General features: G+C 31.2%; 10 protein-coding genes. 1 reads left to right on the forward strand and 9 read right to left on the reverse strand.

All coding sequences use genetic code 11. The annotated features are described in order from the left end of the window. Positions 1 to 441: 441 nt before the first annotated feature. From T513_RS0108915 to T513_RS0108950, 8 genes are all read right to left on the reverse strand, one after another. Complete coding sequence (locus tag T513_RS0108915; RefSeq protein ID WP_031589820.1) at positions 442 to 1,098, reverse strand: hypothetical protein; 657 nt, start codon at positions 1,096 to 1,098, stop codon at positions 442 to 444. A gap of 13 nt (positions 1,099 to 1,111) precedes the next feature. Continuing rightward, positions 1,112 to 1,744, reverse strand: coding sequence for an HAD family hydrolase (locus tag T513_RS0108920; protein ID WP_031589821.1), 633 nt, complete (start codon positions 1,742 to 1,744; stop codon positions 1,112 to 1,114). A 41-nt stretch (positions 1,745 to 1,785) separates the two neighbouring features. Then, positions 1,786 to 2,781: an SIS domain-containing protein gene (locus tag T513_RS0108925; protein WP_031589822.1), complete on the reverse strand. Its 996-nt coding sequence runs from the start codon at positions 2,779 to 2,781 to the stop codon at positions 1,786 to 1,788. A 28-nt stretch (positions 2,782 to 2,809) separates the two neighbouring features. Then, positions 2,810 to 3,658, reverse strand: a complete 849-nt coding sequence (locus tag T513_RS0108930; protein WP_051654426.1) for a PTS system mannose/fructose/sorbose family transporter subunit IID — start codon at positions 3,656 to 3,658, stop codon at positions 2,810 to 2,812. Beyond that, positions 3,648 to 4,421, reverse strand: coding sequence for a PTS mannose/fructose/sorbose/N-acetylgalactosamine transporter subunit IIC (locus T513_RS0108935; RefSeq protein ID WP_031589824.1), 774 nt, complete (start codon positions 4,419 to 4,421; stop codon positions 3,648 to 3,650). The genes T513_RS0108930 and T513_RS0108935 overlap by 11 nt, the downstream gene beginning before the upstream one ends. Positions 4,422 to 4,435: 14 nt before the next feature. After that, a complete protein-coding gene (locus tag T513_RS0108940; RefSeq protein ID WP_031589825.1) occupies positions 4,436 to 4,903 on the reverse strand; it encodes a PTS sugar transporter subunit IIB in 468 nt (155 codons plus the stop codon). A gap of 16 nt (positions 4,904 to 4,919) precedes the next feature. Further along, positions 4,920 to 5,333: a PTS sugar transporter subunit IIA gene (locus tag T513_RS0108945; RefSeq protein ID WP_031589826.1), complete on the reverse strand. Its 414-nt coding sequence runs from the start codon at positions 5,331 to 5,333 to the stop codon at positions 4,920 to 4,922. A gap of 283 nt (positions 5,334 to 5,616) precedes the next feature. After that, a complete protein-coding gene (locus tag T513_RS0108950) occupies positions 5,617 to 8,295 on the reverse strand; it encodes a sigma 54-interacting transcriptional regulator (RefSeq protein ID WP_238551740.1) in 2,679 nt (892 codons plus the stop codon). Between the two features lie 132 nt (positions 8,296 to 8,427). Here T513_RS0108950 and rpoN point away from each other — a divergent pair, with 132 nt between their 5' ends. Beyond that, positions 8,428 to 9,651, forward strand: a complete 1,224-nt coding sequence (rpoN, locus tag T513_RS0108955) for an RNA polymerase factor sigma-54 (RefSeq protein WP_201783607.1) — start codon at positions 8,428 to 8,430, stop codon at positions 9,649 to 9,651. Here the strand turns inward: rpoN and T513_RS12520 are convergent. Then, positions 9,643 to 9,926 (reverse strand): hypothetical protein (locus tag T513_RS12520; RefSeq protein WP_035877016.1); only part of this gene is annotated, 284 nt, incomplete at its 5' end. The genes rpoN and T513_RS12520 overlap by 9 nt on opposite strands.

The following is a 9,926-nucleotide window of genomic DNA, read 5'->3' on the forward strand; positions in this document are numbered from 1 at the left end:
GAGTAGCTTCTCTCCACGTAAGAATGGATATGCCATCTGAAACCGCTCATCTTCCTGCGGAGATGCTCAATGATTTCAGCGGGTCTGTATTCTTTTCTGAAATCCTCAATAAATCTGAATTTGTCGCATGTATTGATTTTTTTTGAATATTGTCGTATTATCATATTGTCGTATGATGGGTGATGAATCAAACTTTGGTCAGGGAGATTCATCACACTTTTTCTTTCTGAAGGATTTGTATGATACTATTGTACCCCATGCCTTTCCCGCAGATCAAAAAAGAGCGGGTACTGGAAAATATTTCCAGAAACCCACTGAAAGTAACAGAAAGATGATTTCCCGCAGTTTGGAAGATCATCGGCATCTCAAAGATGCCTTTTTTCATATCAAAGAAAATACCTCCAGCCACTATTATCTCGTAGATTGAGGTATTCTTTATAACTATACATTTTCATTTAAATACGATAATTGTGAATGAATTAATGATTCATAAGAAGTTCCTTTACTATCACGTAAAGCCATATTCTTATATTTATTAGCTTGTATACTATTATTCATATTTTTATAAATGACCGCTAATAAGAATTCCTGATAAGAAATATCTTTATTTACATTTCGATATTCTTCATCATCAACATCTGTCTTTAACTCATCTAAATATTTGTTTCCACCCTTTACCAGAGTATCATTAATCATATCCATTTGACGATGTATTGCATATTCTTTTGTTTCACTCATCATTTTTACAATTTTATCTGTCATTTTTTCATCTTGATTTTCGATGTATTTGTAAAAAATTTGACTAGCAAGAGTTGCTTTTTGCTTATCATTCATTGGAACTTCTGAGATAATTTTATTTACCTTAGCTTCTGCCTTATTATTATCATTTGCTCTAATATATGAATTTAATAGCATATATTCTCTATTAAACTGAGGTAAAATGGTTTTCGCTAATTTACTAGCCACTAACATTTCAACACCATTAATGTCATTTTTTTGAAGTAATCTTAAATAAGTATTAATTAACCTTCTTCTAAGAAGAATTGGAATCAAACCTACAACAACAATAACTGCAATGGCAATAAGCATTAAATTCATACCTTTACCTCCTTTAAAGATAATTCATTATTTCATTCAAATTATTAATTATAATATCTGCATTACTCTGATCCATATTGAATTTTTCATCCTTCAAAGCAAGAACTTTTACGCCTGCTTTATTAGCTGCTTCTATACCTTTTGGTGAATCCTCAATAATCAGAGCTTCATTCTTTGCAACATTCAATTCATTTAACGTATATAAATATATTTCTGGATTTGGCTTACTTTCTTTAAATTGCTCGCCACTTACAATAAGTGAAAAATTGTGATCTAAATTTGCTTTTTGTAACGCATCATTAATTATATAGAAACGTGATGAAGATGCCAATGCAATTTTATATTTTGAACTTATATTTTTTAATACAGAATAAATTTCTGGTCTGACAACAGATTGATAATCGCGATTTAATGACTGAAAATATTTTTTTAGGAGAATGTTGAATGTTAGAAAATCTGTCTTTTCTTGCCATAATTTATACGCTTGTTCGTAGTATTTTTTATTATCAATACCAATAAGTGGAATACAGTCCTTCTCTTTAATCTTAATATCATATTGTTCAAAAAAATTCATCAGATCTTTAATATACATTGTTTCACTATCAAAGATTACACCATCCATATCAAAAATAACTGCTTTAATCATAATAACAAATACGAGCAGGCTTTAAAAAGCCTTACTCGTTTTTAGTATTCTAAGCATTTATAGTATCTTCTGATATCTAATGGGTGGCGTCTATTGTGTTCTAAGTGAACATTTAATCTCATAAATGCTGATCTCATAACGATTGGTGATAAGATACCTCTGAATTCTTCTCTAATACCAGGTAATTCAAAGTTCTTTGTATCAATAGTTGTAACATTTGCACAAATCTTACCAACAAAGTTTTCTACACGATCCATTTCTGGTCTTGTTTTATCTTCACCCTTGATTAATAAAACTGTTGTATCTTTTTCAATTACTTCTAATAAACCATGGAAGAAGTTAGCTGCTGAGATAGGACGTGTACGCATCCACTGCATTTCTTCCATGATACACATACCATAGCAATGTGCCCAGTCTTCTAAGTTACCTGAAGCAACTAAATATGTGATTGGTGAATCTGAATATTTGTCTGCATATTCTTTCATCTGTGCATCTGCATCTTTATAAACCTGAACAATATCTTTAGGTAAGTTCTGCATATCACTGACTAATTCATCGTACTGATCAAACTGTCCAGCATTTTTCATGAATCTTAATACAACTGTATACCACCAGTAGTATTCACCACCAACAGTATTTACTAATTCGTCAACTTTATCTGCGATTGGTGTATTTAATACTTCTACATAACCAATTACTCTAGCACCAACTTCATGTGCTTTATCAATTGCCTGTTCTACTTCGATTGTATGACCTGATAATGAAGCAACTACTACAACTGAGTCTTTAGTAAAGTTTGCATCACCTTCATATAAGAAGTCTGTTGCATTAGTTAAATATAATGGTAAAGAGCACCCTAACTGTCGTGCTGTATGGAAAATCTGTCCTGCATATAATAATGTTCCACCAATACCAACTAAGAAGATATTTTTATATCCTTCTTCACAAATTTTATCTACTACTTTTTCTACCTGTGGGATCATATTAACCCCATTCTGATGATCTCCAAATACTTTCTGTTCGTCAAAATTAAACATAGTTCATAACCTCTTTTCAAATATTTTTTTACGCTGCTAAAATTCCAAACTGTGCACAAATAATTCCGAAGATTGCTGTGCCAATAATAATTAAAATTACATTTACTTTTTTCTGTAATAATTTGTAATATAAACCTGTTGCTGCTAATGGTAATAAACCTGGCATAATACCATCTAAGACACTCTGAATTTCAGTTGCTGATTTACCACTACCAATTTTTAATGCAGTTTTTGCTGCTACAAGTTCATTAGTCATACCGCCAATAACCATTACCCCTAAGATAGAAGCTGCAAGCATGAATTTTTCCATAAGTCCAGAAGACTGAACTTTCTCTAAGTAATTTGCTCCTAATTCATATCCCTTAATTGCACATACATAACGTAAGATGAAAGTTGGGATGTTGAAAATTAAGAAGAATAAGATAGGACCTAATACATTACCTTTAACGGCTAATGAAGTACCAATACCAACAGCTAATACACGAAGTGTACCTAAGATAAGTGAATCCCCAATACCACTAAGCGGACCCATCAATGCTGCTTTTACCGCATTGATTGATGATGCATCGAAGTCTTCATTATTTTTATTCATTTCTTCCATAGCTAATGAGATACCACCAATAAATGGAGTTACATGAGCTGTACAGTTGAAGAATTCAAGATGTCTGTGTAAAGCTTCTTTTAATCCTTCTGGATCATCTTTATAAATTTTTTCTAATGCTGGACCAATCATGAATTCATATCCCATGTGCATCTGTCTTTCATAATGCCATGAGAATTCCATTGGTAATGATCTCCAGAACATTTTAACTAAATCTTTTTTTGTAATAACGCCACCGTTTTCCGCATTGATTGGTGTATCCACTTTAGAAGTCATCGTCATCTACCTCCCCAATATTTGTAGCAAGCTGATCTTTGTTTCCAGTAAAATCAAGCATTGCGAAAATGATAATAATACCTAGAATTGCGATACCAACAACTGGTAATTTGAAATATGCTGATAATACAAATCCTAAGAAAAAGAATGGAACAACTTTTTTGTTCATAATCATCTGAGCTAACATTGCAAACCCGATACCAGGTAATAATCCTGTAGCGATTGTTAAACCATTAGTAATAACTTCTGGAATTGCATTAACAAATGCTTTCATTGCATCAGATCCAACTGAGAACCCAAGGAATACCATTAAGAATAAAACTGTACATGTTAAGAAACCAGTGCACATATGAATAACACTTACCATGTGAACATTACCTTTTTCAGCAAAACTATCTGCCATTCTAGCAAGTAATGGTCTAACTAATGAGAAGAATACATTATCAATAGCAACTGCTAATAACGCGATTGGGAATGCCATTGTAAATGCAACTGCAGGACCCTTTCCTGTAACAATTGCAAAAGCAGTACCTAATACACCACCAACAATTACATTAGGTGGAATAAATGCACCTACTGAATAAGAACCTAAGAAAGCTAATTCCAATGTTGCACCAATTGTAATACCTGCTTCAAAGTCCCCTAATACAAGTCCTACAAGTGGGCCAAGAATGATCGGTCTCTGTAACTGGTTAGTTCCTGTTGCTAAGTCGCATTTCCCTAAAAATGCAATACACCCAAGCAAAAATGCTTTTAATACCATAAATTTTTCCTCCTTTATAAAACATTTTTTGCTAATATTTTTTTATCTGTTGAAACCATTCGAATTTCAATATCATCCCCACGTTCGATTAGTTCCTTTACAAGTGAAATTTCTTCATCTGTTAAGTTAACTGCTTTTGAAATATTTTTTGTTTCACTTGTTGCTTTTGTACCACCAAGTGTTAATGCATGAATGTCTGCTTTTGTCATCAGCTCATATGCATCTTTAACACTTTCTACGATCACGAATAATTTGTACTTATCTGTTACACCTGAATTTAAAGATTTGATTGAATCTTCAATATTTTTGATAACAAGCTTAGTACCTGCTGGTTTAGCCATTTTGATTGCTGTTTTTCTTAATGGATCATTTGTTACAGCTGTGTTTGCAATTAAAATGCAATCAGCACCTAATGCACTTGTCCAAGAAAAAGCAACCTGACCATGCAATAATCGATGATCTACTCTTAAACCTACTAACATCTTTTTTCACCTTCCTTTAAAAATCTTCATTATCAACATTGTCAGTAATGTTATTAACGTTTTTCCATTGAATGCCTTCTTTACCTTCTCGCATAGCATTTTCAATATCGATATTTCCACTAACATTCTTGATCACGATATCTAAGACAATATTCATGTTCATCCCAGATATTAATTCCACATTATCTAAATCTAATAATTGAATTAATGCGTTATATACGCTTCCGCCTTTGATGTCACACACAATTACGTATTGTTGAGAATCATTTTTAATTTTATTTCTTAACTCTTCAACATAATCATTAGGATTACATCCTGGAAGTAAGCTAAATGTTTCCACTCCTTCTGCTAATTCCCCAACAATCATTTTTACTGAATCCAACATTCCTGCTGATAATCCACCATGTGAAGCAAGAATTATTTTTGCCATAAATCCACTCTCCTTTCTTCAATTTCTTACAAGTGTTTGAGTTACATTCATTTGGATAGTCTAGATCACAAATAGAATTCTCGCTTATCTACAAGCAACATCCGTGCCAACTTTTGTCTCGATGCACTTTAGATACTCGATTTGATGTTCACTTATCTACAAGCAACATCCGTGCCAACTTTCGTTTTATAACACTTCAGATACTCGTTATGATGTTCGCTTCATTAAAACAAATAAATATGATAATCTTCATCAAAAAAAGAAAACGTGCCAATAAGGCACGTTAATCACTAATAATATAATTATAAATATATTCTATTTCCTCTTCAGGGATTTCGACGTTATAGAATCTTTGAACTTCCTGCATCGATATTAGAACTTGATCAATAAAATCTTGATGCTTTTCTTTAAAATGTTCATCTGTAAAATTTGTTATGGCTTGTCTTGTAACCAATCGTTCAACTAAGCAGCATACATGAACATATAAACCAAAGCTTGTTCTATTTTTAAATCTTTTATGTAAATTGCTTTGTAATTGATCTAACGCTCTTGCAACATGCTCTAACAATTTATCTGGATTTAATATTGTAATATTATTCATAACATTAGATAAGGTAAAATTATGTAGTATGTTCTTTTCAAATAATGCTATTTGTTCCTTAGACATACATTTACCGAAATAAACTTCTACTGCATTTTGTCCTTCGTTAATAATTAAATCTTGTATACCGATATATTTCATAGATTCAATGTTAGGATCTAAGGTACCTATACAGCAGACAATTTCATATTCATTAGCTAATTGATTATAGACATCTTTTTTTACAAGGTCAGGATAATCATATGTAATAATCTTCAATTTCACGTTTTCAGGTAAGGATTGTAAAAGAATATCCTTAATCTTTGTCGCTGTTCCAAGACCACTGGCACATGAGCAAAGAATAACCTTCTCTTTCTTTTTCTTTAACTGAACATGCGTTCTATATAAATTTTCTCGTAATACAGAATTTATTACTTCTTTCACCGGTTTCTTCAGTTTAATTCCCTGTCCAATTTCCAATGCACACTTTGTATTAACATTGTTAATTAAGGCAATATTCACATTATTTATATCAAGTCCTTGATATATCTCTTCAAGCGATCCCATATCAACTAGTAGATACAAGTTCGAAATATTGCCCACATGAGCTAAATAATCATTAATCTTTCTTGTAATTGTCTTTACATCTACATCCAGTGGCATATCTATAGCATCAAAAATATATGTATCTAACATACGATTTGCAGCTTCTGCGATAGAACTAGCTGTAGAATAACCATGAGCAATAATCATAGCGACTGTCATTTCATCACCTGAATGAGCAAAGTACTTAATAAGACAAATACAAATGATAAATCCAACAAAATCATCAATATCTTGATTCATGTTATTCTTTAAATGCTGGTAAATTTCTTGTCCTATTTCAAATTCATGATGAAAATCTGAGCTTAAATATTTTTTGAAATTATTAACCTCATCATAGTTTTCATTAATCCAATTATTAGTAATATATGTATTTTTAGAAAACTCTGAAATATATTTTGCAATTGCAATCAATTCATTATGAGACATTTTAAATCCATAATGTTCAGTCATATTGTTAATTATTTTTTCAAGATAGTTAATTATATATGCTAAATTATCCACTTTGTGATTATTGAATATTAACTTTTCAAAATAATCTTCTATCGTGCTTTGAGCTCTTAACGCAAACTTCTGATTTCTGTCAAGTGAAACTAATTCCTTATAAAATTCAAGAATTATTCCTTGTTCAGAAACTGGCAATAATTTATCTAACGATACTAATTTATGTTTCTTCATTACAATATTAGATAAATCAAAATTGTTCTTGATAGCCTGCGGAAGATCATAAGCATGAATTTCCAATGTATCGGAATTGCTATTGTACAACGCACTAACACAACTTGCTTGAATAGCATTCGTTAGTTCACCAATATTTCCAACAAATGTATGATTTAGTAAAAGCTCATAAACATTGGATGAAATTAAAATTTTTTTCCCAATACGTTTTTCTTCCTTTTTTAATAGACTATACATTAGTTGTAGCTTTTCATTTTGACCTCTTTGTGCTAGCGACGGTACGGTTAAAATTACAGGTATACGTCTTAGGAATGTCTTTAATAAAGCTTTTTCAGGTAATTCTGTAGTTGCAAAAATAATTCTACATCTTGATTTACACCATTTACTATTGTCCCCCACTAAATGATAAATCCCTTGGTCCATATATAAAAATAACTTTTCCTGACATTCAGCACTTAAACAATGTACTTCATCAAGGAATAAAACACCGCCATCAGCATAATGTAAAAGTCCCATATTATCATTATCTGCACCAGTAAATGCGCCTTTTTTATATCCAAACAGATTGGCAGTTAAAAGTTCAGGGTTGTTTGCATATTCAGAACAGTTTACCTGTACAAAACTCTTATCTGACTCTATTAAATTCGTATCAACACAATATTCATATGTCAACTTAGCCATAAATGATTTACCTGTTCCAGTTGGACCATAGAATAACATAGGTAAACCAATAGGTGGATATGAAACTGTTGCTTTAATTTTCTCAACAATCTGATACATACTTTCATTATGTCCGATAAGTTTCTCAAAATTCATCAGTTGTTCCTGATTAGTTAATTCGTTTTCCAAAGCATCTATAGACTTATATTCATCAGTAGTCAATTTCTTTTTATACTTTCTTTCAAGAGCTTCTCTATCAAGATAAGTAATAGGATTAGTTTTTACTTTGATTAGTTTCTTTTCATCAAAAAGTTCATTTAAAATTCTTGTTAATTGATTTCTACTGATTTTTAATTCTTTAGAAATATGTGCAGCTTGACATTGATCAAATAATTTTTGTTCCATGTAGCTGTCAATTAATATCATTATTTTTTCATTCAATAAAAATCACCTCTTATCCAGGATAAAACAATTACTTTGTACATTCAAGTGGTGTAATTTCATTAAAATTCTATTATAATATATTTAAAAAATTGGCACGATTTTTGCTATATATAATTGGAGGTGATGATTTTGAAACAAACGTTACATTATAATCAGACACTAAAGCAAACATTAAAATTAAATCAGAAAATTTTAAAATCATTGGATTTCTTAAAAGAAAACACTGATGATATTAATAAATTAGTGCAAAAAGTTCTTGAAACTAATCCTTTTATCGAATCAAAATCAACAGTTAATTATGACTCTCAACAGTTTATAGAAAGTTTTTCAAGTACACATACACTTAAGGAGGATCTTTACTATCAGCTGAGTGCGTTGTCGTATACATATGATCAATCAATTATGGAATACTTAATAGAATCGTTAGATGATGCCGGTTTCCTAAGTTACCCTATTAATCAATATTTAAATGACTTAAATATTAACGAAGACACTTTATCAAAGCATTTAAATATATTACAAAGTCTAGAACCATGCGGAGTTGGTGCTGAAGATGCTATTGACTCTATTTTGATTCAGCTAAAAAGAAATAATAAAATGAAAAGTTATACTATCTTTAATAGATTTAAGGATACTATACTAACTCAAAATTATTCACTTATAAAAAAGGAAACAGGTTTAAAAAAAGAAGAAATTGATCATTTATATTATGAAATTCGAAGTTGTAACCCATTCCCATGTAACAATTACAACACCTCAAATGATCGTTACATCTCACCAGATATAGCTATTTCAGTTGAGGATTCTAATATTCTTATCACACCAGTAAATCAGCCAGATATTATGATCAATGATAAGTTATTTGAAGAAGTAAAAAATAATAAAAAAATGAAAGAGTATTTTAATGAAGCCAATTTTTTAATTGAGAATTTAACCAAAAGAAATCAAACTGTCTTATTAGTTGCAAACGAATTAGTTAAAATTCAAGAAGGATATTTCTTGTATGATGATGAGCTAATGCCTTGTACACTTTCTCAATTATCAAATAAAATTGGATTCCATGAATCAACAATTTCACGAACATTAAATAATAAATACTACACATTCCACGGTGAAACATATCCATTAAAAAACTTACTTGTTTCTCAAACAACTTCTGGTGATAGTAGTGACTCAATAAAAAAAGCAATTCTCGAAATTGTAAGTAATGAAGATAAAACTCATCCTCTCTCTGATAATAAAATTCTTACAAAACTAAATGAGTTAGAATTGCACTGCAGCAGACGAGTAATCACTAAATATCGTCAACAATTACAGATTCCATCATCAAGCAAAAGAAAGCAGCTAAAATAAAAGGCACTTTTCCAAGTAGCGGGCTATCCTGATTGATGGGGTGTCACTAATTGAGGGAAAATGCCTTTCCCACGAAAGCGGAAAGATAAAATCGAAATTATCGGTTTGGACTGATATCAGTACAGATATCAGTCCTTTTTTGTGCGCTTTTTCTTTTCGTTTATCCATTCCCTGCTTGTTGGCTGGGGTTCCAGGAAGAATGTTGTCTCTGAGTTGAGGCAGAGCAGTACCCTGTTTCTGAAGCGATGCCAGTTGGAGTAGCCGCTGCTGCAGTG

Origin of the sequence: Kandleria vitulina DSM 20405 (assembly GCF_000702065.1) — a bacterium.
In the GTDB taxonomy this organism is placed as follows: Bacteria; Bacillota_I; Bacilli_A; order Erysipelotrichales; family Coprobacillaceae; genus Kandleria; species Kandleria vitulina.

Excerpts from the sequence above, each read along its gene's own strand:
- T513_RS0108915 (WP_031589820.1), bottom strand. The coding sequence starts at position 1,098 with ATGAATTTAATGCTTATTGCCATTGCAGTTATTGTTGTTGTAGGTTTG.
- T513_RS0108920 (WP_031589821.1), bottom strand. The coding sequence starts at position 1,744 with ATGATTAAAGCAGTTATTTTTGATATGGATGGTGTAATCTTTGATAGT.
- T513_RS0108925 (WP_031589822.1), bottom strand. The coding sequence starts at position 2,781 with ATGTTTAATTTTGACGAACAGAAAGTATTTGGAGATCATCAGAATGGG.
- T513_RS0108930 (WP_051654426.1), bottom strand. The coding sequence starts at position 3,658 with ATGACTTCTAAAGTGGATACACCAATCAATGCGGAAAACGGTGGCGTT.
- T513_RS0108935 (WP_031589824.1), bottom strand. The coding sequence starts at position 4,421 with ATGGTATTAAAAGCATTTTTGCTTGGGTGTATTGCATTTTTAGGGAAA.
- T513_RS0108940 (WP_031589825.1), bottom strand. The coding sequence starts at position 4,903 with ATGTTAGTAGGTTTAAGAGTAGATCATCGATTATTGCATGGTCAGGTT.
- T513_RS0108945 (WP_031589826.1), bottom strand. The coding sequence starts at position 5,333 with ATGGCAAAAATAATTCTTGCTTCACATGGTGGATTATCAGCAGGAATG.